Source organism: Hydrocarboniphaga sp., assembly GCF_028291725.1.
Taxonomy (GTDB): Bacteria; Pseudomonadota; Gammaproteobacteria; order Nevskiales; family Nevskiaceae; genus Hydrocarboniphaga.
On record NZ_JAQGNT010000009.1, the window covers coordinates 95,988 to 120,743 of the forward strand.

At 64.6% G+C, this 24,756-nt stretch carries 27 protein-coding genes; 9 read left to right on the forward strand and 18 right to left on the reverse strand.

The window, feature by feature from the left end; translation table 11 throughout:
• Positions 1 to 36: 36 nt before the first annotated feature.
• The 9 genes from gspH (at position 37) to mnmA (ending at position 7,080) form a co-directional block, all read left to right on the forward strand.
• Positions 37 to 687, forward strand: coding sequence for a type II secretion system minor pseudopilin GspH (gene gspH / locus JWQ90_RS02640; protein WP_299688935.1), 651 nt, complete (start codon positions 37 to 39; stop codon positions 685 to 687).
• Positions 684 to 1,079 carry a type II secretion system minor pseudopilin GspI gene (gspI, locus tag JWQ90_RS02645; protein ID WP_299688937.1) on the forward strand — a complete coding sequence of 132 codons (396 nt, stop codon included), beginning with the start codon at positions 684 to 686 and terminating at the stop codon, positions 1,077 to 1,079. Before gspH ends, gspI begins: the two co-directional genes overlap by 4 nt.
• A 124-nt stretch (positions 1,080 to 1,203) precedes the next feature.
• Positions 1,204 to 1,977, forward strand: coding sequence for a type II secretion system minor pseudopilin GspJ (gene gspJ / locus JWQ90_RS02650; RefSeq protein ID WP_299688939.1), 774 nt, complete (start codon positions 1,204 to 1,206; stop codon positions 1,975 to 1,977).
• Positions 1,970 to 2,944: a type II secretion system minor pseudopilin GspK gene (gspK, locus tag JWQ90_RS02655; protein ID WP_299688941.1), complete on the forward strand. Its 975-nt coding sequence runs from the start codon at positions 1,970 to 1,972 to the stop codon at positions 2,942 to 2,944. The genes gspJ and gspK overlap by 8 nt, the downstream gene beginning before the upstream one ends.
• A gap of 19 nt (positions 2,945 to 2,963) precedes the next feature.
• Entirely contained in the window at positions 2,964 to 4,187 is a 1,224-nt protein-coding gene (gene gspL, locus JWQ90_RS02660) for a type II secretion system protein GspL (RefSeq protein WP_299688943.1), read from the forward strand.
• Positions 4,187 to 4,708: a type II secretion system protein GspM gene (gene gspM, locus JWQ90_RS02665; RefSeq protein ID WP_299688945.1), complete on the forward strand. Its 522-nt coding sequence runs from the start codon at positions 4,187 to 4,189 to the stop codon at positions 4,706 to 4,708. Before gspL ends, gspM begins: the two co-directional genes overlap by 1 nt.
• A 5-nt stretch (positions 4,709 to 4,713) precedes the next feature.
• A complete protein-coding gene (locus JWQ90_RS02670; protein WP_299688947.1) occupies positions 4,714 to 5,511 on the forward strand; it encodes a type II secretion system protein N in 798 nt (265 codons plus the stop codon).
• Positions 5,511 to 5,981, forward strand: a complete 471-nt coding sequence (locus JWQ90_RS02675) for an NUDIX hydrolase (RefSeq protein WP_299688949.1) — start codon at positions 5,511 to 5,513, stop codon at positions 5,979 to 5,981. Before JWQ90_RS02670 ends, JWQ90_RS02675 begins: the two co-directional genes overlap by 1 nt.
• A gap of 10 nt (positions 5,982 to 5,991) precedes the next feature.
• Entirely contained in the window at positions 5,992 to 7,080 is a 1,089-nt protein-coding gene (gene mnmA, locus JWQ90_RS02680; protein ID WP_299688951.1) for a tRNA 2-thiouridine(34) synthase MnmA, read from the forward strand.
• On the opposite strand, the gene JWQ90_RS02685 is transcribed toward mnmA, so the two are convergent.
• From JWQ90_RS02685 to trpB, 18 genes are all read right to left on the reverse strand, one after another.
• Positions 7,077 to 7,319, reverse strand: a complete 243-nt coding sequence (locus JWQ90_RS02685; RefSeq protein WP_299688954.1) for an ester cyclase — start codon at positions 7,317 to 7,319, stop codon at positions 7,077 to 7,079. The genes mnmA and JWQ90_RS02685 overlap by 4 nt on opposite strands.
• Positions 7,316 to 7,939 carry a DUF2239 family protein gene (locus JWQ90_RS02690; protein ID WP_299688957.1) on the reverse strand — a complete coding sequence of 208 codons (624 nt, stop codon included), beginning with the start codon at positions 7,937 to 7,939 and terminating at the stop codon, positions 7,316 to 7,318. Before JWQ90_RS02690 ends, JWQ90_RS02685 begins: the two co-directional genes overlap by 4 nt.
• Before the next feature lie 84 nt (positions 7,940 to 8,023).
• The gene (locus tag JWQ90_RS02695) at positions 8,024 to 9,226 is read right to left on the reverse strand and encodes a hypothetical protein (RefSeq protein ID WP_299688960.1); all 1,203 of its coding nucleotides are present in this window, start codon (positions 9,224 to 9,226) and stop codon (positions 8,024 to 8,026) included.
• On the reverse strand, positions 9,219 to 9,536 hold the full coding sequence (locus tag JWQ90_RS02700) for a lipopolysaccharide assembly LapA domain-containing protein (RefSeq protein ID WP_299688963.1): 318 nt from the start codon (positions 9,534 to 9,536) through the stop codon (positions 9,219 to 9,221). Before JWQ90_RS02700 ends, JWQ90_RS02695 begins: the two co-directional genes overlap by 8 nt.
• A 48-nt stretch (positions 9,537 to 9,584) precedes the next feature.
• A complete protein-coding gene (locus JWQ90_RS02705) occupies positions 9,585 to 9,875 on the reverse strand; it encodes an integration host factor subunit beta (protein WP_299688966.1) in 291 nt (96 codons plus the stop codon).
• Between the two features lie 111 nt (positions 9,876 to 9,986).
• Complete coding sequence (rpsA, locus tag JWQ90_RS02710) at positions 9,987 to 11,663, reverse strand: 30S ribosomal protein S1 (RefSeq protein WP_299689012.1); 1,677 nt, start codon at positions 11,661 to 11,663, stop codon at positions 9,987 to 9,989.
• Between the two features lie 117 nt (positions 11,664 to 11,780).
• Positions 11,781 to 12,473, reverse strand: coding sequence for a (d)CMP kinase (cmk, locus tag JWQ90_RS02715; protein ID WP_299689015.1), 693 nt, complete (start codon positions 12,471 to 12,473; stop codon positions 11,781 to 11,783).
• On the reverse strand, positions 12,473 to 13,789 hold the full coding sequence (aroA, locus tag JWQ90_RS02720; RefSeq protein ID WP_299689018.1) for a 3-phosphoshikimate 1-carboxyvinyltransferase: 1,317 nt from the start codon (positions 13,787 to 13,789) through the stop codon (positions 12,473 to 12,475). Before aroA ends, cmk begins: the two co-directional genes overlap by 1 nt.
• A 148-nt stretch (positions 13,790 to 13,937) precedes the next feature.
• Complete coding sequence (locus JWQ90_RS02725) at positions 13,938 to 14,807, reverse strand: prephenate dehydrogenase/arogenate dehydrogenase family protein (RefSeq protein ID WP_299689021.1); 870 nt, start codon at positions 14,805 to 14,807, stop codon at positions 13,938 to 13,940.
• Between the two features lie 3 nt (positions 14,808 to 14,810).
• A complete protein-coding gene (gene hisC, locus JWQ90_RS02730; protein ID WP_299689024.1) occupies positions 14,811 to 15,956 on the reverse strand; it encodes a histidinol-phosphate transaminase in 1,146 nt (381 codons plus the stop codon).
• Between the two features lie 9 nt (positions 15,957 to 15,965).
• On the reverse strand, positions 15,966 to 17,051 hold the full coding sequence (gene pheA / locus JWQ90_RS02735; protein ID WP_299689028.1) for a prephenate dehydratase: 1,086 nt from the start codon (positions 17,049 to 17,051) through the stop codon (positions 15,966 to 15,968).
• A gap of 122 nt (positions 17,052 to 17,173) precedes the next feature.
• Positions 17,174 to 18,349, reverse strand: coding sequence for a phosphoglycerate dehydrogenase (locus JWQ90_RS02740; RefSeq protein WP_299689031.1), 1,176 nt, complete (start codon positions 18,347 to 18,349; stop codon positions 17,174 to 17,176).
• Between the two features lie 19 nt (positions 18,350 to 18,368).
• Positions 18,369 to 19,451, reverse strand: coding sequence for a 3-phosphoserine/phosphohydroxythreonine transaminase (gene serC / locus JWQ90_RS02745; RefSeq protein ID WP_299689034.1), 1,083 nt, complete (start codon positions 19,449 to 19,451; stop codon positions 18,369 to 18,371).
• Between the two features lie 46 nt (positions 19,452 to 19,497).
• Complete coding sequence (locus JWQ90_RS02750; RefSeq protein WP_299689037.1) at positions 19,498 to 19,923, reverse strand: type II toxin-antitoxin system VapC family toxin; 426 nt, start codon at positions 19,921 to 19,923, stop codon at positions 19,498 to 19,500.
• Complete coding sequence (locus JWQ90_RS02755; RefSeq protein WP_299689040.1) at positions 19,923 to 20,156, reverse strand: CopG family transcriptional regulator; 234 nt, start codon at positions 20,154 to 20,156, stop codon at positions 19,923 to 19,925. The genes JWQ90_RS02750 and JWQ90_RS02755 overlap by 1 nt, the downstream gene beginning before the upstream one ends.
• A 144-nt stretch (positions 20,157 to 20,300) precedes the next feature.
• Positions 20,301 to 23,000: a DNA gyrase subunit A gene (gyrA, locus tag JWQ90_RS02760; RefSeq protein ID WP_299689043.1), complete on the reverse strand. Its 2,700-nt coding sequence runs from the start codon at positions 22,998 to 23,000 to the stop codon at positions 20,301 to 20,303.
• 222 nt (positions 23,001 to 23,222) lie between these two features.
• On the reverse strand, positions 23,223 to 23,381 hold the full coding sequence (locus tag JWQ90_RS02765; protein ID WP_299689046.1) for a DUF3309 family protein: 159 nt from the start codon (positions 23,379 to 23,381) through the stop codon (positions 23,223 to 23,225).
• Between the two features lie 172 nt (positions 23,382 to 23,553).
• Positions 23,554 to 24,756, reverse strand: coding sequence for a tryptophan synthase subunit beta (trpB, locus tag JWQ90_RS02770; protein WP_299689049.1), 1,203 nt, complete (start codon positions 24,754 to 24,756; stop codon positions 23,554 to 23,556).

Below are 24,756 nucleotides of genomic sequence, written 5' to 3' on the forward strand. Positions count from 1 at the left end.
CCGCGGCTAAAAAACCGGGCGAATATCGCGCCATGGATGGCGTTCGACTCAGGCGCAAAGCATCACGGAACCCGGGTAGATCGCGAGGACGGCTTCACGCTGATCGAGATCATGGTGGTGATGGTGATCGTCGGCATCCTGGCGAGCTTCGTCAGCCTGTCGATCGGCAATCGCACGAATGATGACCGGCTGCAGGCCGAGTCCAAGCGCCTGCAGCAGCTGATCCTGTTCGCGGCCGAGCAGGCGCAGATCCAGGGTGTCGAAATCGGCCTGCGCACGACCACCGAGGGCTTCGAGTTCCTGAGCATGGACAACCGCGGCCTGTGGCAGCCGGTCGATGAAGGCACGCTGCGCCCGCGCGAGATCGCGGCGCCGTTCTACCTGGAGCTGACCGTCGAGGGCCAGAAAGTCAAGCCGGTCGAGGTCAATCACGCCGAAGAGCGTCGCCAGAAAGAGGCTGACGACAAGAAGGACGACGAGAAGAAGGACCCGGGCGCCGACAGCGAACTGCACCTGGACAACGACAAGCCCAAGAATCGCCCGCAGCCGCAGATCTTCCTGCTGTCGAGCGGCGATGCCAGCGCCTTTCAGCTGGACCTGAAGCTGAAGAACTATGCGAGCTACTATCGGCTCGACTGCGACGTTCTGAGCCGCTGCACCTTGCAACGCCAGCAGGCGAGCAAGTGAGCCGGCGCCCGGCGATGCGGGCACGCGGCTTCACCCTGGTCGAAGTGCTCGTCGCGGTCGCCGTGCTGGCGATGGCGCTGGGCGCGGTGATCTCGGGCATGGCGCGCTTCACCAGCAACGCCGCCTACCTGCGACAGAAGACCATCGCGATCTGGGTGGCGCACAACCGCCTGACCGAAATCGCGCTGCAGCCGACCTGGCCTGACATCGGCAAGACCAACGGCGAAGCCGAGATGGCCGGCGTCAAATGGCGCTGGAAAGCCGAGGTCAAGAAGACCGACGACGACAATCTGCGCCGCGTCGATCTGGACGTGATGGCACCCGACGACCATCGTGGCAACAGCAAAAACAACGGCGCGCTGGCGTCGGTGTCGAGCTTCGTCGGCAAATGATCGGCAGATGAATAGGCTTACGCCCAATACCGTTCAGTTAACGCGGAGTTGTAGGGCGGGAGCATCCCGCCTTTCGCGACGGGGCGGCGGGATACGCTGCGCTCCTCCCGCCCTACGCGACAAAGTGAACCGTGTTGGGGTCACGCCGCCACGCCGGCATCAGGGCTTCACGCTGATCGAAATCATCCTGGTGGTGCTGATCTTCGGCATCATGTCGGCAATGGCCTACGGCGGCCTCAACAGCGTGCTGAAAACCCGCACCGCGGTCGAAGCCTCGATCGAGCGCACCGCCGACCTGCAGCGCGCCTACATGCGCATGCGCAACGATTTCCAGAACCTGGCGCTGCGTCCGATCCGCGACAACTTCGGCGACCCGCAGCCCGCGCTGCTCGGCTCGCGCGACAACATCGTGGAGTTCACCCGCGGCGGCTGGCGCAACCCGCTGTACCTGCCGCGCAGCAGTTTCGAGCGCGTGGTCTACCGGCTCACCGACCACAAGCTGGAACGCGCCAGCTACCGCGTGCTGGACCGTGCACAGGACTCGCAGCCGGCGCGCGTCACGCTGCTCGACCGCGTCGACGATTTCAAATTGCGCTACATGGACGAGCAGCGCGAATGGGTCACCGAATGGGCCGCGACGGCGAGCCGGAATCAGCCGCAGACCACGCAGGGCAGCACCGAAAAGCCGCCGCTGGCGATCGAGCTGACCCTGGTGACCAAGGACATGGGCGAGCTGCGCTTCGTGTTCAAGCCGGGTTCGGAGCCCACGCCCGCGGGCGCAAATGTGCCGCCGCCAACCACAGGCTCCAGCACGGGAATCGGCTCGGGCTCGAACGACGACGACTCGGACAAGGACACGCCCGGGACCCAGACTCCGACCAATCCCGATGATGAATAAGCCGCCGAGGACGGCGCTGCCGCGGCGCCAGCGCGGCATCGCGCTGATCACCGCGATCCTGGTGGTGTCGATCGCGGTGATCGCCGCGACCGCGGTACTGTCGGCCGGGAGCCTCGCGATCCAGCGCACCGCGACGCTGCAGGAAACCGAGAAAGCCTGGTGGTATGCGATCGGCGTCGAGGCCTGGGTCAAGACCATCCTCCAGCGCGATGCCAAGGAGAACAAGTACGACGGCCTCAGCGACATCTGGGCACAGCCGGTGGATGCGCTGCCGGTCGAGCAGGGCGTTCTGGCCGGCCGCATCATCGACGAGCAGGGCCGCTTCAATCTGAATAATTTCGGCGTCACCGACCCTATCGTGCGAAAGGAATGGCAGGACATTTTCACGCGCCTGTTCGAGCAGCTGAAGCTCGATCCGGCCCTGGCGCTGCCGCTGTCGGAGGCGATCACCGACTGGGTCGACGCGGACCAGAATCCGACGCCGTACGACGGCGCCGAGGACAATGAATATCTGGCGCTGCGGCCGCCCGCCGTGCCGTATCGAACGGCCAACCGCCTGATGCAGAGCGTCACCGAGCTGATGGCGGTCAAGGGCATCAACAAGGACATCTATGCGGCGCTGCTGCCGTACATCAGCGCCTTGCCGCGAACCGACGTGCCGATCAACATCAACACCGCGCCCGAGGCGCTGGTGCTCGCGCTGGAAGTCAAAACCAGCTCCGACACCCAAAGCTTCCTCAAGGAGCGCCTCCAGAAGCCGCTGGAGACGCCGGGCGAAATGCAGACCAAGGGCCTGTTCACCGGACCGGGCGACGCCAAGCCAGCTCGATTGAGCGTCAGCAGCTCGTACTTCCAGCTACGCGCCGACGCGTCCATCGGCAGCTCGCATGTGGCAATATATTGCCTGTTTTACCGCCCCTCGCAGGGCGATCCCGTGGTACTGGCCCGCAGTACCGACAGCGAATAACCCACTCGAAATCGATCGCTTGCGCGAAATCTTCTACATTCGCCTGCCCTCGGGCGTGCCCGCTGATGCCATTGGCGAGGCGCTCGTCGGCTATGGCATTGCGCCGGGCGATCACACCGGCGCGGTGGGCATTCAGCACGCGCCGCTGAGCCAGGCGCTGGACCGCGTCGGCGGCCGCCGCATCGCGGTGATCGTGCCGGGCTCCGACGTGCGCCTGGCCTCGGTCACGGTGCCGGCACGCCAGCCCGCCAAGGTGCTCGCCGCCGCGCCCTACCAGCTCGAAGACCAACTCGCCGACGATGTCGACACACTGCACTTCGCGCTCGGCACGCGCCAGGCCGACGGCAGCTGGCCGGTCGCGGTCGTGAGCCGCGCCTTGATGGCAGCCTGGATGGCGCCATTCCGCGAACGCGGCCTGAACCCCGAGGGCCTGTACCCGGAATCACTGGCGCTGCCCTGGGACTCCGAGGCGGCGCGCTGGAGCGCGCTGATCGAGGCTGGCCAGGTGATCGTGCGCAGTGGCCCCTACTCCGGCTTCTGCTGCGCGCCGGAAGATCTGGTGACCTATCTCCAGCTGGCCGACCCGGAAAAAACCCGTGCGCTGCGCCTGCTGATCCTGGCCAACGCCGGGCTCGATTACAGCCGCATCGAATGGCCGCTCGAGCTGCTGCCCGGCTATGGCAGCGCACTGGAGGCGTACAGCCGGCACCTGCAGCCGGCGCTGAGCATCAACCTGCTGCAGGGCAGCTATTCGCTGAGCCAGGACTACGAGCGCCACTGGAAGCCCTGGCGTGCCGCCGCAGCGCTCGCCGGCATCTGCCTGCTGCTGGGCGCAGCGATCTATGGCGTACAGACCTCACAGCTGTCGCGCGAAATCGCCGCGCAGGACCAGGCCAACATCGGCCGCTTCCAGGAACTATTCCCGGCCGAGACCCGGATCGTCGACCTGAGTGCGCAGGTCGATCAGCAGATCCGCGCGCTGAAAGGCAGCGGCAAGACCGGCGGCGTTTTCATGCTGATGGAAACCCTGTCGCAGGCGCTCGGCGCCAATCAGGGGCTCAAGCTGCAGAGCCTGCAATATCGCGAAGGGGCACTGTACCTGGCGATGCGCGCAACCGATCTGCAGGTCGTCGAACGCCTGCGTGAATGGTTCTCGTCGCAGCGCGCGACCGCGCTCGAAGTGCAGTCCGCCGACGCCAGCAGCGAAGGCGTGCAAGTGCGCCTGAAACTGAGCCCCGCCTGATGGCCAACGCCGCAATCCAGAAAGTCATCGACGAGGCGCGCAGCCGCTACATCAAGCTGGCGCCGCGTGAACGAGTGATCGTGGTGGTCGGCAGCATCGTCGTGCTGCTGACGGCGCTGTATCTGGGCGTGATCGAGCCGGTCGCGAACGCTCACGGCAGCCGCGTCGCGGCGCTGGCCTCGTCACGCGCGCTTGCCGCGCAGCTCGAGACCGCGGCGGCGGCCGTTGCCGCCGCCGGCCCGAAAAGCGGCGCCGCCCAGGTCGGACGCGGCATGTCGCTGCTGGCGGCGATCGACCAGTCGACGCGCAACGGCACGCTGGCCAAGCCGCCGGCGAGCCTGCAGCCCGAAGGTGATCACGAGGTGAAAGTGCGTTTCGAAGAAGTGCCTTTCGACAGCCTGGTGCGCTGGCTGGCCGAGCTGCAAGCCAAGTACGGCGTCAGCGTGCAGGCGCTCGATGTTGAAGCACAGTCCGGCACCGGCCTGGTCAACGTCCGCATGTCATTGACGCGCGCCAGCTGATCCGCATGAAAACTTCTTGGCTGATCCTGCTGTGCCTGCTGGTGTTCTTCTACACGCTGATCACGCGCGCGCCGCTGGCCGTGATCTACGGCCATTTCAAGCCAGCGGAGCACGATATCGAATTGGTCGGCATCGAAGGCTCGCTGCGTGAGGGCGGAGCCTCAGGGCTGGTCGTGCACAACCAGACCGCGGTGCGCGATCTGCACTGGACCCTGCAGCCCTGGCTGCTGCTGCTGGGCCGCGCCGGCTTTCAGCTTGCCGGCACCGGTGATGGCGTGGTGCTGGACGGCCGGGTTGCGCAGACCCTGTTCGGCACTACGCTGATCGACGACTTTCGCGCCAGTGGATCGGTGAAGCCGCTGCTGGCCGCCTTCAAGATGTTCCTGCCGATCGACGGCATGCTCGGCCTGCAGGCTGAGAAGCTTGTCTTGAAGCACGGCCTGCCGACCACCGCGCAAGGCCACATCGAACTCAATGGCCTGTCGTGGAAGCTCGGCCGCGAGCCGATGTCGCTCGGCGATTTCGTCGCCGATGTCGCACCCTCGGACCAGGGTCTCGCCGCGCTCGTCAAAACCCTGCGCGGCCCGCTCGACGTCAGCGGCGATGCGCAGCTGCTCGCCGACAGCAGCTACGAAATGCATCTGCAGATCAAGGCCAAGGCCGATGCGCCGCCGCCGCTGGTCAACATGCTCGCCGGCCTCGGCGCGCCCGACAACCAGGGCTATTACCACATCCGCCGCAAGGGCCAGCTCGCCTCGCCCGCGGCGCCAGTCGTACAGGCCGTCGAAGGAGCGTCGGAGTAATGCCGGCGACGAACAAGGACTGGGTGCCGCATATCGTCGTCGCGACGATCGTCGAGCGCGAAGGCCGCTTCCTGCTGATCGAAGAACGCATCAATGGCACGCTGGTGCTGAATCAGCCGGCCGGCCATTGGGAACCGGGCGAGACGCTGATCGAAGCGGCGCGTCGCGAAACGCTGGAAGAAGCCGGCTGGGACGTGGAGCCGACCCAGCTGCTCGGCATCTACGAATGGCAGCCCAGGGATCTGGCGTATCCGTTCGTGCGCTTTGCGTTTGCCGCAACCGCCTTGCGCCATCATCCGGACCGCCCGCTCGACGCCGGCATCGAACGCACGGTGTGGATGACGCCGGATGAGATCCTGCAGGCCGAATCGCGCTGGCGCAGCCCCTCGGTACAAACCTGCATCGCCGACTACCAGGCCGGCATCCGCTATCCGCTGGAAGCGATCCGGCACCTGACGCCGCCGCGCTGAGACGATCGCGATGAGTGGCAAGGGAGCACACGTCGTCGTCGGTTTGTCCGGCGGCGTCGACTCGGCCGTTTCTGCGTATCTGCTGAAGGAGGCGGGCTACCGCGTGTCCGGCCTGTTCATGGTCAACTGGACCGAGGACGAACAGGGCTATTGCAGCTCGGCCGACGATTTCCAGGACGCGCGCGCGGTCTGCGAAGAACTCGATATCCCGCTGCACCGCGTCGATTTCTCGGCCGAATACCGCGAGCGCGTGTTCCGGCATTTTCTGGCCGACTACGCCGCCGGCAAGACGCCGAACCCGGATCTGCTGTGCAATCGCGAAGTGAAGTTTCAGCCGTTCCGCGAGCATGCATTGCGGCTTGGCGCGGATTTCGTCGCGACCGGCCATTACGCGCAGCTGTCGCATCAAGCCGATGGCCCGCACCTGCTGCGCTCGGTCACCGAGGACAAGGATCAGACTTATTTTCTGGCACTGGTCGCACGCGCGCAGTTCGAGCGCGTGCTGTTCCCGATCGGCGGGCTGACCAAGCCACAGGTGCGTGAGATCGCCTCCGCAGCCGGGCTGCCGAATCATCGCAAGAAGGACTCGACCGGTATCTGCTTCATCGGCGAACGCGAATTCCGCAGCTTTCTGCAGAACTATCTGAAGCCCGATCCCGGCGCGATCCTTGACGATCGTGGCGCAAAGATCGGCGAGCACCAGGGCCTGATGTACTACACGCTGGGCCAGCGCCGCGGTCTGAACATCGGCGGCGTCCGCGGCGCGCGCGAAGCACCCTGGTATGTCGTCGGCAAGCGTCCCGCGGACAAGGCGCTGCTGGTCAGCCAGGATCCGCAGCATCCCTTGCTGATGAGCCACAGCCTGATCACCGCGCCGTTCTGCTGGATTCGCCGCCCCGATCCCCTGCCCGCGCGGCTCCAGGCGCGCATTCGCCACCGCCAGCAACTGCAGAATTGCGTCGTGGAAGTGGCCGACGAGGGCCGCGTGCGTGTCCGCTTCGAACAGGCCCAGCGGGCCGTGTCGCCTGGCCAGTATTGCGTGCTCTACGACGGCGAGGAATGCCTTGGCGGCGGCGAAATCGAAGCTTCGCCGGGCTAAGCGGGCTGCTGCAATTGCTGGATTTCAAAGCGCTGATCCGGAAACGGAGCCCGCGACGACCGAACGCGTTGCTTGAAAGCTTCCAGGTCTAGTGTCTGTCCTTGCCAGGGGTCACCGGGATCGTGATGGATCGTGTAGCTCGCCGCGAGATACCGATCGGCCGCGTCGACCTTACCTTCACTCCAGATTTCGCGGAAAAACCGGATCAGCCGTTCTTTTTTTCGATTGCCGTCGGTCATGTCGCCGCCTCTACGTCGGTTGTGCCCTCGGTGAAAGCGAGCTTGGTTGCGTAATTGCGCAGGTCCCCGGGCCACGCAGAAACGCATTGATCGAACCGGCCCCGATCGTCCGCGAACAGAGCGCGTGCCGCCTCCTCAAAGCCCGGCAGATCGCCGGCCCTCGCGGACATGAAGCGATAAGCCGCTTCCTGTCGCCCCCTGAGACGGTCGCGGCCGCTATTCGCGCGGCGCGCTTCTTCGACCAGCTTGCGCAACGCCACCGAAGCACCACCGGGCTGGGCGTTCAACCAGTCCCAGTGCCGGGGCAGCAGCGTCACTTCGCGCGCGATGACGCCGAGCTTCGGACGTCCGCGAGCGCGCGGTTCGCTTAAAGCCTGGCTCGTCGTCTGAACCAATGATTCGACGCCGCAGCCAGCGAGACGCGCCAGAAACTCCTGCTCGATACCGCGACAGTCGATATCGATAACGGTGCCGGTTGCGTCGTCGTAAATCGAGACCGGGCTCGAGCTGCCGGGCTCAGTTGCGCGCTTCACCGACAGGGCGAGGTCTCGCAGAGGCCCGGCGGCAAGGCGCCGATGGCCATCGAATGCAGTACAGGGTTTGTCGAGAATTTCGCTCACGATCATTGGCTCCGGGATAAGAGTCAATTATTACCCGGGTAAATTATGCCGTCAATATTACCGGGGTAAAATTATCATGCGAGTCTAGATCTTCACCGGCGTCAGCCGGTCGTCCGCCGGCACCACGCTGCCCCAGGTTTTGCACGACGGGCAGTGCCAGAACAGCAGACCGGGCGCGAGGCCGCAGCTGGTGCAGCGATAGCGGGTGCGGCTGGCAGCCGCGATACGCAGCGCTTCGCGCAAGGTGTTCATCGCCAGCGCCATGCTCTCGTCCTGCGGCGGTTCGATCGCCTGCAGCAATTGCTCAAGCAGCGCCCAACGCGGATTGGCGGCAAAAGACTCGGCCAGGAAACGCGCCGGATTGGTGCCGGTTTCCTTCAACAGCCGCGCCTGCGCCAGCACGCTGACACTGACCGTGTCTTCGGCGTCCAGCTCCTGCAGGAACTCCAGAAATTCCGGTAGCTGGTGCTCGGCTTCCGAGCAGCGCAGCAGCGGCTCGACGATCTCGGGGATGTAGCGCAGATCCTGCTCGGGCACGCGGCGCAGCGCCTTGATCGCGCCGACACGATCGCCCGCGGCTTCCAGCAGCGCGCCGATCAGCAGATTGGCGCGCACGCAGCCGCCATCCTCGTCGAGCGCGCGCCTTGCCAGCCGGAGTGCTTCCTCGGAATTTTTTGCCCGGCGCGCTTCGTCGGCCAGCTCGCAGTAGTACTGCGCGGTGATCGCCTGACGCGGCAACGCCGCGACTGCCTGCAGGCGTCGGCTGGCATCGATGGCGCGGCGCCATTCGTGACTCTGCTCGTGAATCGAGACCAGCGACTCCAGCGCCGAGGTCACATGCAGGCCGCGCTGGCTGAGCGCTTCAAACAGCTGCTCGGCACGGTCGATCATGCCGGCCTTCAGATAGTCCAGGGCCAGTTCGTAGCGGGCGCGATCGGCCTGATCAGGCCTGAGCTGGGCGCGCTCCACCAGCGCCTCGTGCACACGCAGAGCCCGATCGACTTCGCCGCGCTTGCGGAACAGCGCGCCGAGCGTCAGGTGCAGCTCGATCGCCTGGCTGTCGAACTCGCCGACCCGCAGCAGCGCGGCGAGCGCCTGATCGGGATCATCAACGACCAGGTTGCTGATGCCGGCCATGGCTTCGGCCGTCGGGCGGTCGTCACCCATGCCGCTCGGGCCGGTGGCACCGAAGCCACTGCCCGCGCCCTCGGCACCGCGTCCGCGAATGTACCAGCCGAGGGCGATCCCGAGCGGCAGGATCAGCCAGGCGGCGACGCTGTCAGACATCCTTGAGCGGAATGTTGCGCAGGGTTTTCAGCTCGGCCTCGGCATCCCGCAGCTGCTTGCGCAGGCGCCGCGATTCGGCTTTCAGCGACAGAATCCGGCCGCCGCAGACCAGCAGGGTCAGCAGCACCGCGAGGAAGAAATCGGCCAGCACCAGCGCGATCAGCGGCAGCTCGATCTGGCCGGCCAGGTAGTCGAAGCGGATCGGTTGGGCATTGAAATAGCCGACCGTGGCGCCGACGCAGAGCACCAGAACCAGCACGATGGTGACGAAGATCCGATACACGATCTGGAAATCCCAGAAATCCTTCATTAGGGCCGTATTCGGACACCAGCGGCCAAACAAGCGCGACGGAAAAGACTACTCCGAAGCGCTGTCGTTGACGCGTTCGCGCATTTCCTTGCCCGGCTTGAAGTGCGGCACATGCTTGGCCGGGATCGTCACGGCCTCGCCGGTCTTGGGATTGCGCCCGATCCGGCTGGGACGATGATGCAGTGCAAAACTGCCAAAACCACGGATTTCGACGCGATCCTGCTTGGCCAGGGCCAGGCTGACGCGGTCGAGTATCAGTTTGACGGCCAGCTCCACATCCTTATGCATAAGGTGGGTCTGCCGTGCGGCCAGACGTTCGATCAGCTCCGACTTCGTCATATAGGTAAGGGAATAAGGCCGCAGACCTGACGATAGTCAAAAAAGAAGGGCCGCGCAAGCGCGGCCCTTCGATTTTTCCCAATACTTCTGGGGAGATACAGCTTAGAGAGCTTAGTTGTCGCTGCCGCCCAGCTGATCTTTGAGCAGGTCGCCCAGCGAGGTCTTGCCGGTGGAGGCGTTACGGCTGTATTCCGTGACGATCTCGGCTTCTTCCTGGATCTCCTTCTCGCGGACCGACAGCGTCACGATGCGGGTCTTGCGATCCACACCGATGAAGCGGGCTTCCAGCGTATCGCCTTCCTTCAGAACCTTGGTCGCGTCTTCCACGCGCTCACGGGACAGGTCGTTGGCCTTGATGTAGCCCTCGACGCCGCCGGCGAGTTCGATCACGGCGCCACGCGCCTCGACCGACTTGACGGTGCCCTTGACCATCGCGCCCTTCACGTTCTCGGCCATGAACTGGGTCAGCGGATCCTGCGCAACCTGCTTCACGCCCAGGCTGATGCGCTCACGCGCGGAGTCGATCGCCAGCACCACGGCGTTGACTTCCATGCCCTTCTGGTACTTGCGGACGGCGTTGCTGCCGTCGTCGTTCCAGTCCAGGTCGGACAGGTGAACCAGGCCGTCGATGCCGCCATTGAGGCCGATGAACACGCCGAAATCGGTGATCGACTTGATCTGGCCGCTGACTTTGTCGCCCTTCTGATAGTTCTGGCTGAACTCTTCCCATGGGTTGGGCACGCACTGCTTCATACCCAGGGAGATACGGCGGCGCTCGCCGTCGATGTCCAGGATCATCACCTCGACTTCCTGGCCAATGGTGACGGCCTTGTTCGGGTTGATGTTCTTGTTGGTCCAGTCCATTTCGGAAACGTGGACCAGGCCTTCGACGCCCGGCTCGATTTCGACGAACGCGCCGTAATCGGTGATGTTGGTGACCTTGCCGAACAGACGGGTCTTCTCGGGATAACGGCGAGCGATGTCGACCCACGGATCGGCGCCCAGCTGCTTCAGGCCGAGGCTGACGCGGCGACGCTCGCGGTCGTACTTCAGAACCTTGACTTCGATTTCCTGGCCGACCTGGACGACTTCCGCCGGATCCTTGATGCGCTTCCAGGTCATGTCGGTGATATGGAGCAGGCCGTCGATGCCGCCCAGGTCCACGAACGCGCCGTACTCGACGAGGTTCTTGACCACGCCCTTGAGGACGATGCCTTCCTGCAGGTTGGCGAGCAGGCTGTCGCGCTCGGCGCTGTACTCGGCCTCCAAGACTTCGCGGCGGCTGACAACGACGTTGTTACGCAGACGGTCGAGCTTGATGACCTTGAACTCGAGCGGCTTGCCTTCGAGGTACGAGGTATCGCGGACCGGACGGACGTCGACCAGCGAGCCCGGCAGGAACGCGCGGACCGTGCCGATATCGACGGTGAAACCGCCCTTGACCTTGCCGGTGATGATGCCGATGACGGTTTCCTTGCCGTCGAACGCCTTCTGCAGGCGCTCCCAGGTCTTGATCCGCTCGGCTTTTTCCTTGCTGAACTTGGTTTCGCCGAAGCCGTCTTCGACGGTTTCCAGTGCGACTTCAACCTGATCGCCGACGGCGATGGTCAGAACGCCATCGACCATGAACTCGATGATCGGGATTACGCCTTCGGACTTCAGGCCGGCGTCGACGATGACGACGTCAGGCTTCAGTTCCAGCACGATCGCATTGACGATGGTGCCCGGCTGCATCGACTGGCCGCCCTTAAGGCTGGCCTCAAACATTTCAGCAAAAGACTCAATCATTCATTTAACTCGCAATATCCTGCCTAAAACGGAGGCGGCAGTCGTGTTGGTTATCAAAGGCCGCATCCGTTTGCGGCCCAGACCCCGGCGTCGTGGATAGGCACGGCCCCACGAAGGCTAGCTTCGGAGGAAACCCCGATCCTTTAACAAATCGTCAATACGCTCAGCCACTTGCGTGGGATTCAGGAGCGTCGTGTCGATCAGGATCGCGTCACTCGCCGGCACCAATGGCGCCACGCTGCGAGTGCGGTCCCGCTCATCGCGGGTACTTATTTCGGTGCAGAGGTCTGCCAATATAGCGGTTTGTCCAGCGGCACTCAACTGGTGCAGGCGGCGACGAGCCCGCTCCTCGGCACTGGCGGTCAGAAACAGCTTCAGACCGGCGTCCGGGAATACCACCGTGCCCATGTCGCGGCCGTCGCCGATCAGGCCCGGTGCGACGCGGAAATCCTTCTGCCGCTGCAGCAGCGCCGCGCGAACCGCCGGTGCCGCGGCAATCTGCGACGCCAGGCCGCCGCTCGCTTCGGCGCGGATCTGGTCGCGCCGATTGACACCGTTGACCCAGATCGCCTCGTCATCCTCGTGCGAGCCGGTGAAACGGATATCGAGTTGGGCGGCCAGCGCGGCGACGGCGTCGCTTTGCTCCAGCGCGACACCGGCGTCGACCGCCGCCAGCGCCAGAATCCGGTACAGCGCGCCGCTGTCGAGACGATGCCAGCCCAGGCGTTCGGCCAAGCCGCGCGACACCGTGCCCTTGCCGACGCCGGACGGGCCGTCGACGGTAATGACCGGCACCGGCGCGGCGGACATCAGAGGTTCTGCACGCTGATGCGCAGGCCGGCGCCGGCCGCCAGATCGGCGAAGCCCGGGAACGAGGTGTTGACGTTGGCGCAGTCCAGAATCCGGATCGTGCCGGCCGCACGCAGGCTGGCCATCGTGAACGACATCGCCACGCGGTGATCGCCGCGCGAATCGATGCTGCCGCCGCCGATGGCGCCGCCGCGCAGCACCATGCCGTCGGGCATCGCCCGCGCGTCGACACCGAGCGCGACCAGGCCGTCGCACATCACCTGGATACGATCGGATTCCTTCACGCGCAGCTCCTCGGCACCAGTCAGGCGGGTTTCGCCCTCGGCACAGGCCGCGGCGACGAACAGCGCCGGGAACTCGTCGATGGCGCTGGCCACCAGATCCTTAGCAATGTCGATGCCGCGCAGCTGTCCGCCGCGGATGCGGATGTCCGCAACCGGCTCGCCGCCGAAGTCGCGCGGATTCTGCAGCTCGATATTCGCGCCCATGCGCCGCAGGATTTCGATGACACCGGTGCGCGTCGGGTTGACACCGACATCGACCAGGGTCACATCGGAGCCCGGCAGGATCGCGGCGCCGACCATGAAGAACGCGGCCGAAGAGATATCGGCCGGCACCTGCACCTTCGCCGCTTTCAGCTTCTGGCCGCCGCGCAGCGCCGCGTATCCAGGGCGCGCTTCGACTTCGACGCCGAAGCTGCGCAGCATGCGTTCGGTGTGATCGCGAGAAGCTTCGGGCTCGTGAACCTGGGTCAGGCCTTGCGCATACAGGCCAGCCAGCAGGATCGAAGACTTGATCTGAGCACTGGCGACCGGCGAGCGGTATTCGATCGCGTGCAGGCCGGCGACCGGATGAATATGCAGCGGCGCGCGGCCGTCCGTTGAGCCGATACGCGCACCCATCTGCGTCAACGGGTCGATCACACGTCGCATCGGCCGCTTCGACAGCGAAGCGTCGCCGGTCAGCGTGGTTTCGAAATTCTGCGCCGCCAGCAGGCCGGTCATCAGACGCATCGAGGTGCCGGAATTGCCAAGATCGAGCACCTGGCCCGGCGACTTCAAACCATGCAGGCCGACACCGGTGATTGAGAACTCGGTCGAGGAACGACGATCGAGCGTCGCACCCATCGCCTCGAAGGCTTTCATCGTGCACAGGCAGTCTTCGCCGTCGAGAAAGCCGCTGACTTCGCTCGTGCCTTCAGCCAGCGCGCCGAACATCACCGAGCGATGCGAGATGGATTTGTCGCCGGGCACGCGCAGACGACCTTGCAGGGTGCCGCCGGGTTCCACGGTGAAACTCAGGCTGCTATCGCTCATAAAAGGCACCCGCTTAATTGAAACATTCAGTAGGTCGGCAATCCCTTGCCGACGTGCACCCTTCGGGGCGCAATCGACGCCTCACGTCGGCAAAGGATTGCCGACCTACGATTCGTAGCATCCCGTTGATTCCTCATCGGCGACAGCTCTACTCGATCTGCGTCAGGTAGTGTTCACGCGCCGCACGGGCGCGCTCGAAAGCCGCTTTCAACTCGTCCCAGCGGCCGCCCGCGATCATCGCCTGCAGCGACTGCAGATCGGCGATCTGCCGCGTCAGCAGCTCGCCGACCGCCGGCGCATTCGCACGAACGATGTCGTGCCACATCTGCGGTGAGCTGCTGGCGATGCGGGTGAAATCGCGAAAGCCGCCACCGGCATTCGGGAAAATACTGGCGCTGTCGTCGAGCTTGCCGATGACGTCGACGAAGCTGTACGCGAGAATGTGCGGCAGATGCGAGGTCGCCGCAAAAATGGCGTCGTGCTGCGCCGGCGCCATCTCGACGACGCGGGCGCCGCAGGCTTCCCAGAGCGCGCGAACCAGGGCCAGCGCCTTGGCGTCCTGCCGGGCATGCGGCGTCAGGATCACGCGATGCTTGCGGAACAGATCGACCAGCGAGTTGGCGACACCGCTTTTCTCGGTGCCGGCGATCGGATGGCCGGGCACGAACCAGGGCGGAAGTTCGCCGAACACACTCTCGACATCGGCAACGACAGACTGCTTGGTACTGCCGACATCCGTGACCACGGTGCCAGCCGCCATCGCGCCGCGGATCGCGGTGAGTGCTTCGACGGTGTGCAACACCGGCACGGCGACGATCACCAGATCGGCGTTTTTGACCGCTGCAGCCGGTGTTTCGGCCGCGCTGTCGATCACTCCCAGCGACAGCGCTTCTTCACGCCGCTGAGAGTCCGGATCGTAGCCGCTGATGTGGCCGACCATTCCGGCGGCGCGCAGCGCGCGCGCTACCGATCCACCGATCAGTCCCAGGCCGACGACGGCCAGATGCTTTGCCAGCATCGCTCAGGCGCCGAGCACGTCGCGCAGCGCGGCCATGAAACGCTGGTTCTCGCTTTCGGTGCCCAAGGTCACGCGCAGGAAGTTCGGCAGGCCGTAGGAACCCATCGGCCTTACGATGATGCCGCGCTCCAGCAGTCCCTGATGGATAGGCGCGGCATTGCGGCCGAAATCGATTGTCAGGAAATTCGCCTGCGACGGCAGATGGCTCAGGCCGAGCTTGGCCAGCAGCGGCGGCAGCCGCAGGCGCTCGCGGGCGTTGAGATCGACCGATACGCGCACGTGCTGCTGGTCGGCCAGCGCGGCTTCGGCGGCGATCAGCGCCAGCGTGTTGTTGTTGAACGGCTGACGCACGCGATTCAACAGATCGGCGACCGTCGGGTGCGACAGCGCATAACCGACGCGCAGACCGGCCAGGCCATAAATCTTCGAAAACGTGCGGCACACCAGCAGGTTCGGATAACGATCCAGCCAGCCGCGCGCGTTGGAGCGCAGCTCCACGTCCTGGTAGTCGTAATACGCCTCGTCGAGCGCGACGATCACCTGCGGCGGCACGGCGTCGAGGAAGCGCTCGATTTGCTGCGGCGTATTCCAGGTGCCGGTCGGATTGTTCGGGTTCGCGATAAACACCAGGCTTGCGTCCGGACGCGTCTTCAGCACGCGCGCGAACGCATCGAGATCATGGCCGTAAGGCATCGTCGGATGATTCGCCGGATAGCTCGGCACTACCACCGCTTCGGCGTTCTGCGCCTGCGTCGCCAGCGCATAAACCGCGAACGCGAAATCCGAATACATCACCGCGCGGCCCGGGCCGGCGTAGATCCGCGACAGGAATTCGAGGATGTCGTTGGAGCCGTTGCCGAGCGTGATCTGCTCGGGCGCGATGTCGTGGTAGCGGCCGATCGCGGCTTTCAGCGCATAACCGCTGCCGTCCGGATACAGGCCGAGATTCAGCTCGCCGGCCGCAGCGGCAACGGCCGCGCGAACCTTGGCACTGGCGCCGAGCGGGTTCTCGTTGGAGGCGAGCTTGAGCACGTCCTTGATGCCGAGGCGACGCTGCAGTTCGTCGATCGGCATGCCGGGTGTGTAGGCGTGCAATGACAGCACGCCGGGCAGCGCGTTCTGCTTGAGGCTATCGGCCATTTCTTTCATCACAGCTTTTCAGATCACCGCTTGCGGGTAAGAGCCGAGCACGCGGAACAGAGCGGCGTGCCGGCGGATTTCTTCGAGTACCGGCTTGATCGCCGAATCTTCGCAATGCCCGTCGAAATCGATGTAGAAGTTGTAGTCCCAGGCCGCGCGACGCGAGGGCCGCGATTCGAGCTTGGTCAGATTGATGCCGGCCTTTGCGAACGGCGCCAGCAGTTCGAACAAGGCTCCGGGGCTGCCCTTCTGGGCCGAGAACACCAGGGAGGTCTTGTCGCGCCCCGTTGGATCGGAGAGCTTGCGGCCGATGATCAGGAAGCGCGTCGTATTGCTGGGGTCGTCCTCGATGTTCGAGGCGAGCACGTTCAGGCCATACAGCTCGGCCGCGGCCTTGCTGGCAATCGCGGCGCCGATCCCGCTCTCGCTGACCTGCTGGGCCGCGGCGCCGTTGCTCGATACCACCGCTTGCGAAGCGTTCGGCAGCGTGGCGTCGAGCCAGTGACGGCACTGCGCCAGCGACTGCGCGTGCGAGAAAATCACCTTGACCTGATCGATCCGCTCGACCTTGGCCATCAGGTGGTGATGAACCGGCAACAGGACTTCGCCGCAGATCGACAAATTGGCTGTCGCCAGCTCGTCGAGCGTGTTGCTGACGATGCCGCCTATCGAATTCTCGACCGGTACGACGCCGTAGGCGGTTTCGCCGGAATCGACGTCGCGGAAAATCTCGTCGATCGCCCGCTTGGCACGCGCCTCGACCGAGTGGCCGAAATGTTTGTATACGGCTTCCTGCGTGTACGTGCCTTCAGGCCCCAGGTAGGCCACCGTCAGCGGCGACTCCAGCGCCAGGCAGGCCGACATGATTTCGCGCATCAGCCGCGCCATCACCTCGTCGGAGATCGGGCCCTTGTTGCGCTCCATCGCGCGCCGCAATACCTCGGCCTCTCGCGCCGGGCGATAGTGATCGCCGTCGGCACCGGAGCGGGCCTTGATATCGCGGACGGCTTCGGCAACGCGGGCGCGCTCGCTGATCAGGCCCTGGACTTGTCTGTCCAGGTCGTCGATCAGGGCGCGGGCTTCGGCAAGCGTGGTTGGTTTCATATCCCTGAGAGGGCGTTTAGAGGCATTTCGGGGTGCGAAGGATACGCCAAGATGCTGGCTGGTTTCCCCTGGTCCTATCCTGTAGGTCGGGCTTCAGCCCGAGCTACAGAGACATTCCTGATTCATCTAGCCGCAATCACCCGTGTCGACAGCACCCCCGGGATCACCGCGATCTCGTCGACCACGGTCTGCGGGATCGCGGTGTCAACGTCGACCAGGGTATAGGCCAGGTCACCGCGCGACTTGTTCAGCAGGTCGGCGATGTTGAGATTACGCCGCGCCAGAGCCGTGGAAATCTGGCCGACCATGTTCGGCACGTTCTCGTTGACGATGCACAGCCGGTGCTTGCCTGGCAGCAAGGCCAGCACCGCCTCCGGGAAGTTCACCGAGTTGGTGACGTTGCCGGTCTCGAGAAAGTCGCGCAGCTGCTCGGCCACCATCACCGCACAGTTGTCCTCAGCCTCGTTGGTCGATGCGCCCAGATGCGGCAGCGCGACCACGCGCGGGTTGCCCTTCAAGGCATTGGACGGAAAGTCGCAGACGTAGGCGTGCAGCCGGTTCTCGTTGAGCGCTTCGACCACGGCGGCCTCGTCGACGATGCCTTCGCGGGCGAAATTCAGCACCACACCGCGCGGCCTCATGAGCTTGATGCGCTCGGCATTGATCAGATTCCGCGTCGCCGCGATCAGCGGCACGTGCAGCGACACGAACTGCGATTTCGCCAGCACCTCGTCAACCGTCAGCGCCTGCTTGACGCGCGCATCCAGCTTCCAGGCGTTCTGCACCGTCATCGCCGGGTCATAGCCCCAGACCTCCATGCCGAGCTCGATCGCCGCGTTCGCCAGCTTGACGCCGATCGCGCCCAGGCCGATCACGCCGATCGAACGTCCCGGCAATTCCATGCCGACGAACTTCTTCTTGCCGGCTTCGACCGCTTCATGCATCGCCTTGTCGTCGCCGTCGAGCTTGCGCACGAAATCCAGCGCTGGCGCGATGTTGCGCGAGGCCAGCAGCAGGCCGGCCAGCACCAGCTCCTTCACTGCATTGGCATTGGCGCCCGGCGCATTGAACACCGGCACGCCGCGCTTGCTCATCAAGGCAACCGGAATATTGTTGGTGCCGGCTCCGGCGCGGCCGATCGCTTTGACCGAGGCCGGCAACTCGAGCTTGTGCAGGTCGGCCGAGCGCACCAGGATCGCGTCGGGCTGGGCGACGTCCGGGCCGGTCTGGAAGCGCGGCGCGGGCAGGCGCTCCAGGCCCTCGGCGGAGATGTTGTTGATCGTCTGAATCTTGAACATTGGGGCTCCCTTTAGACGATCAGGCGCGGGTGCGCGCGAACTCTTTCATGTAGCCGACCAGCGCCTGGACGCCCTCGATCGTCATCGCGTTGTAGATCGACGCGCGCATGCCGCCGACCGAGCGATGGCCTTTCAGGCCGATCAGCCCCGCCGCTTTCGAGCCTTTCAGGAAATCCGCATCGAGTTCCGGATTCGCCAGCGTAAACGGCACATTCATCTTCGAGCGCACCGGCTTGGCGACCGGGTTGCGATAGAAGTCCTGGCTATCCAGATAGTCGTAGAGCAGCGCCGCCTTGCGCGCATTGTGTTCACCGACCGCCGCGAGCCCGCCTTCGGCCTTCATCCACTTGAACACCAGGCCGCAGACGTACCAGGCGAAAGTTGGCGGCGTGTTCATCATCGAATCGTTTTCGGCGACGTTCTTGTAGTCGTGGATCTGGAACGTGCCCGGCGCGGTCTTGCCGATCAGATCGTCGCGCACGATCACCACGGTCAAACCGGCCGGGCCGATGTTCTTCTGCGCGCCGGCATAGATCAGCCCGTACTTCGACACGTCGAACGGGCGCGACGCGAAGCTCGACGACATGTCGCTGACCAGCGTCACGCCACCGACATCCGGCGCATCCGGAAACTCGACGCCATGAATCGTTTCATTCGAGGTGATGTGCACGTAGGCCGCATCCGGATCGAGCTTCCAGCTGGCACGCTCCGGGATGTCGGTGAACTTACCGGCTTCACTGCTCGCGGCCAGATTGGCCTTGCCGTGATTCGCGAATTCCTTGTACGCCTTCTTGCCCCAGTCGCCATTGACGATGAAATCGGCGCCGGTCTTGCCGCGCAGCAGGTTCTGCGGCACGACCGCGAACTGCGCGGTCGCCCCGCCCTGCATGAACAGCACTTTGTAGTGGGCGGGAATGTTCAGCACTTCGCGCATGTCGCGCTCGCAGTCTTGTGCGATCGAGGTGAACTCCTTGTCGCGATGGCTCATCTCCATCACGCCCATGCCGCAGCCCTGCCAGTCGAGCAGCTCGGCCTTGACCTGTTCGAGGACCGGCAGCGGCAAGGTCGCGGGTCCGGCGCTGAAGTTATAGATACGGCTCATCGGATGGATCTCCTGTTTTAGTTTTTTGACTGGGGCTCAGCTGGGCTCAAGCAGCCGCGGACGAACGCGTCGCCCGCAGCCAGTTTTCAACTTCAAGGCCAGGCACCGACAGATAACGCTGCGGCTCGTCGGTGATCAGCGTCAGGCCGTGCGCGAGCGCGGTCGCGGCCAGGATCAGCTCGAATCCGCTGAGACTCTCGTGCTGCTGCGCCAGGTAACCGGCGAGCTGGCTCGCCTTCTGCGCCTCGGCGCCGCCGAACTCGATCACGCGCACCGTCGCCAGCAGGTTCTTCATCAGCTCGCCGTAGCGCGACAGGGCGCGCGGCTGCATCCGCAGCCCGGTCTCAGCCTGCACCTGGCTGACCACCGAAACGGCGACTTCACCCGGCTTGAGCTGCCCCAGTGCCAGTACCACCGGCAGCCGGCCCTTGACCGCGGCCGCCAGCATGGCCGCATCGAGCAAGACCGCCATCAGCGATCCTCACCAGGTTTCCAGACCTGGAAGTCCGCAATCCCGGCCGCGAGTTCGGGCGCCGGATTACGGAAATGCTCGCGCAGCGCCGGCGGCCAGTCGCTGGCCTCGAAACGCAGAAGCCAATCCTTGACGCCTATTGAGATCAGGCGATTGCGCGTCATGCCGGTGGCCTCGACCGCGCGATTCAGGCGCTCGAGGGTTTCGTCGTCGAAATGGACGCTGAAGTTCATGTCGCGAATTACAACATAACAGGACATGTTAGACAAACTTTCTGATCGTACCCATAGGTTGGGGTGAGCGCAGCGAACCCCAACATCGGCGCGGAACGAATGTTGGGGTTCGCTGCGCTCACCCCAACCTACGCCTACGCCTGTCTACTCGTCGTTCGGCCCTTCCAGCGGAGCCGCCGTATCGTCGATCGCCACCTCGTCCTCGGCCTCGATCTCGATGCGGTCGACACCGACCAGGCGATCACCCGGATTCGGCTTCATCAGGCGCACGCCCTGGGTGTTGCGGCCCATGGTGCGCACATCGGTGGCCTTGAAGCGGATCAGGTTCGCGGACTCGGAGATCAGCATCACCTGGTGGCCGTCGGTAACCTCGATCGCGCCGATCAGATTGCCGGTCTTGTCGGTCAGCGACTGCGCGATCACGCCCATGCCGCCGCGGCCGCGCAGCGGGAACTGGTCGATCGGCGTGCGTTTGCCGTAGCCGAGTTCGGACGCGGTCAGGATGTCGGCGCGCGCCTCACCGACGGCCTCCGGCGACACCACGATCAGCGCGATGATCTGCGCATGCGCCGGCAGCGCTTCTTCCGCGGTCTCGGTCTCGGCGCCTTCACCGGACTCGTCACCCGCCGCCTCGTCGCGACGCACCAGGCGCATGCCGCGCACGCCGGTCGCGGTACGGCCCATCGCACGCACATCGTTCTCGTTGAAGCGGATCACGCGGCCGGCGTCGCTGAACATCAGCACGTCGCTGTTGCCGGTGGTCAGCGCGACGCCGACCAGCGAGTCGTCGACACGCAGATCCAGCGCGATGATGCCGTTGCTGCGGATGTTCGCAAACGAGGCCAGATCGGTCTTCTTGACCGTGCCCAGGCGCGTCGCCATGAAGATGTAGCGCGGCGAGCCGTCCTCGTTCTCGAACTTCTTGACCGACAGCACCGCGCTGATCTTCTCGCCGGCTTCGAGCGGCAACAGATTGACGAACGGCCGGCCGCGCGAACCGCGCGAACCGCCGGGTAGCTCGAACACGCGCAGCTTGTAGACCTTGCCGGTGGAACCGAAGCACAGCAGCCAGTCATGCGTATGCGCGACCCACAGCCGGTCGACGAAATCTTCCTGTTTGTTGGCGGTAGCGAGCTTGCCGCGGCCGCCGCGCTTCTGCGCCTGGTACTCGGTCAGCGGCACGCTCTTGACGTAGCCTTCGTGGCTCAGCGTGACGACCATGTCCTGCGGCGCGATCAGGTCTTCGCGCGCCATGTTCAGCGCGGCGTCGGTGATCTCGGTGCGGCGCTCGTCGCCGTACTGTTCCTTGACCGCGAGCAACTCGTCGCGAATCACCGTCAGCAGGCGATCCTCCGAGGCGAGGATGTCGAGGTAGTCGATGATGGAGTCGAGCAGCTCCTTGAACTCGTTGTGGATCTTGTCCTGCTCCAAACCGGTCAGGCGCGACAGACGCATTTCCAGGATGGCCGAGGACTGCGCGTCGGACAGGCGATAAGACGCCACGCCGTTGTCGTCGATGATGCCGAACTCGACGGCCAGATCTTCCGGACGCGAGGCCGACGAGTCGGCACGCGCCAGCAGCGTCGTGACCAGGCCCGCGTCCCAGGTGCGGGCCATCATCTTGATCTTGGCTTCGGCGGAATTCGGCGAGCTGCGGATCAGCTCGATCATCTCGTCGATGTTGGCCAGCGCAACCGCCAGGCCTTCCAAAATGTGTGCGCGCTTGCGCGCTTCGCGCAGCAGGTAACGCGTGCGGCGCGTGACCACTTCGCGGCGATGGCGCACGAAGATTTCGAGCAGCGACTTCAGCGACAGCGTCTTCGGCTGGCCGCCGTCGAGCGCGACCATGTTGATGCCGAACGTGACCTGCAGGGAGGTATGCTGGAACAGGTTGTTCAGCACGACTTCTTCGTTCTCGCCGCGCTTGAGCTCGATGTAGACGCGCATGCCGTCCTTGTCTGACTCGTCGCGAATCTCCGCGATGCCCTCGACTTTCTTCTCTTTGACCAGCTCGGCGATGCGCTCCTGCAGACGCGCCTTGTTCACCTGGTACGGCAGCTCGGTGACGATGATCGCCTGCTTGTCGCTGCCCACGGTTTCGAAATGGGTACGCGCGCGTATCACGATGCGTCCGCGGCCGGTATCGTAGGCTTCGGTCAGGCCGTGCGCGTCCAGAATCAGGCCGGCGGTGGGGAAATCCGGCGCCGGGATCAGCTTCATCAGACCGGCGGTGTCGATGTCCGGGTTGTCGATCAGCGCGATGCAGCCGGCGATCACTTCGCCCAGGTTGTGCGGCGGGATATTGGTGGCGAGGCCGACCGCAATACCCGCCGAGCCGTTGACCAGCAGCTGCGGCACGCGCGTCGGCAGCACCAGCGGCTCGATGTCTTTCTCGTCGTAGTTCGGGACGAAATCGACGGTCTCGGAATCGAGGTCGGCCAGCATCTCCGAGGTCAGCCGCGCCATCCGGCATTCGGTGTAGCGCATTGCCGCGGCGCGATCGCCGTCGACCGAGCCGAAGTTGCCCTGGCCATCGACCAGCAGGTAGCGCATCGAGAACGGCTGAGCCAGGCGCACCAGCGCGTCGTAGGCAGCGGTGTCGCCGTGCGGGTGGTACTTGCCGATGACGTCGCCGACCACGCGCGCGCACTTGATGTACGGGCGGTTCCAGGTGTTGTTGAGCTGGCTCATCGCATACAGGATGCGGCGATGCACCGGCTTCAGGCCGTCCCGGGCATCCGGGAGAGCTCGGCCGACGATTACGCTCATCGCGTAATCCAGATACGAACGCCGCATCTCGTCTTCGAGATTAACGGACAGCACTTCCTTGGCGAATTCAGTCATTGCGCAATAGCGGGCTCGGGCGGCTGTTAGAAGGCCGCCTCGTATAGTCGGAGGGCTGAAGCAATATGCAGCAAATTATAACACGCGCAGCCCCGCAATGACGCTATAGACGCACAGAGACTGGAGGCTGTAGGGGGATAGTCGGATGAGCCTGGGGCTCGAATCTGCAGCGCTTAAGCCGGTCAGCTGACCGGCCCGACGTACCGAGGTGCTGCGGGAGGCTCAGATGGCACCCATGAAAACCAGTACCAGCACCACGATCAGCACAGTGCCCAGACCTCCTGCGGGATAGTAACCCCAAGAGCGGCTGTGCGAGTGCACCGGCAGCGCACCGACCAGCAACAGCAGCAACACGATCAGCAATATGGTTCCGAGTGCCATCACAATCTCCCTTTGCCTAATTGGCCCGAATGGGTAGGAGCAAAGGTAGCGATGTGATGCTGAACGCCCGGCATTGCGGCGACGTCATCGTAGGTTGGGGTGAGCGCAGCGAACCCCAACATTCGTCCGCGCTGATGTTGGGGTTCGCTGCGCTCACCCCAACCTACGAGTATTAGCCGAGCGTGATGCCCTCGAGCTTGGCGACCGTGAAGATGTCCTTGTCACCGCGACCAGACAGATTCACGACGATGTTCTCATCGGGCCGCATCGATGGCGCCAGCAGCTTGGCGTAGGCGACCGCGTGGGCGGATTCCAGTGCCGGAATGATGCCTTCGCGGCGCGCGCACTCATGGAACGCGGCCAGCGCCGCGTCATCGTTGATTGCGGAGTATTGCACGCGTCCCAGATCCTTCAGCCAGGAATGCTCGGGGCCGACGCCCGGATAATCCAGGCCGGCCGAGATCGAATGCGTGCCCTGAATCTGGCCGTTCTCGTCGGCCATGATGTAGGTGCGATTGCCATGCAGCACGCCGGGCTTGCCGGCGGACAGCGGCGCCGCATGCCGCCCGGTCTCGATGCCGTCGCCGCCCGCTTCGACGCCATACATCTTGACTTCGTCGAAACCGATGAACGGGTGGAACAGGCCAATCGCATTGGAGCCGCCGCCGACGCAGGCGACCAGTGCATCCGGTAGCCGGCCCATCTGCTCGCGCGACTGAGCGATCACTTCGCGGCCGACCACGGCATTGAAGTCGCGCACCAGCATCGGGTAAGGATGCGGGCCGGCGACCGTGCCGATGATGTAGAAGGTGTCGTCGACATTGGTCACCCAGTCGCGCATCGCCTCGTTCAGCGCGTCCTTCAAGGTGCGCGTGCCCGAGGTCACCGGCACCACTTCGGCGCCGAGCAGCTTCATCCGGTAGACGTTCGGCGACTGGCGCTCGATGTCGTCGGCGCCCATGTAGACCACGCACTTCAGCCCGAGACGCGCGGCGATCGTCGCGGTCGCGACGCCATGCTGGCAGGCGCCGGTCTCGGCGATGATCCGGGTCTTGCCCAGATGCTTGGCCAGCAGCGCCTGACCGACCGTGTTGTTGACCTTGTGCGCGCCGGTGTGGTTCAGGTCTTCGCGCTTGAGCCAGATGCGCGCACCGCCCCAGGCCTTGGTCAGACGATCCGCCGGATACAGCGGCGACGGCCGGCCGACATAGTGTTTCAGGTCGAAATCGAGCTCCGCCTGGAACTTCGGGTCGGCCTTGAACTGTTCGTAGGCCTCCTCCAGCTGGCGCAGCGGCTCCATCAGGGTTTCGGCGACGAAACGGCCGCCATAGGGGCCGAAATGACCGCGCGCATCGGGGTACTGTTCGTATTTCAT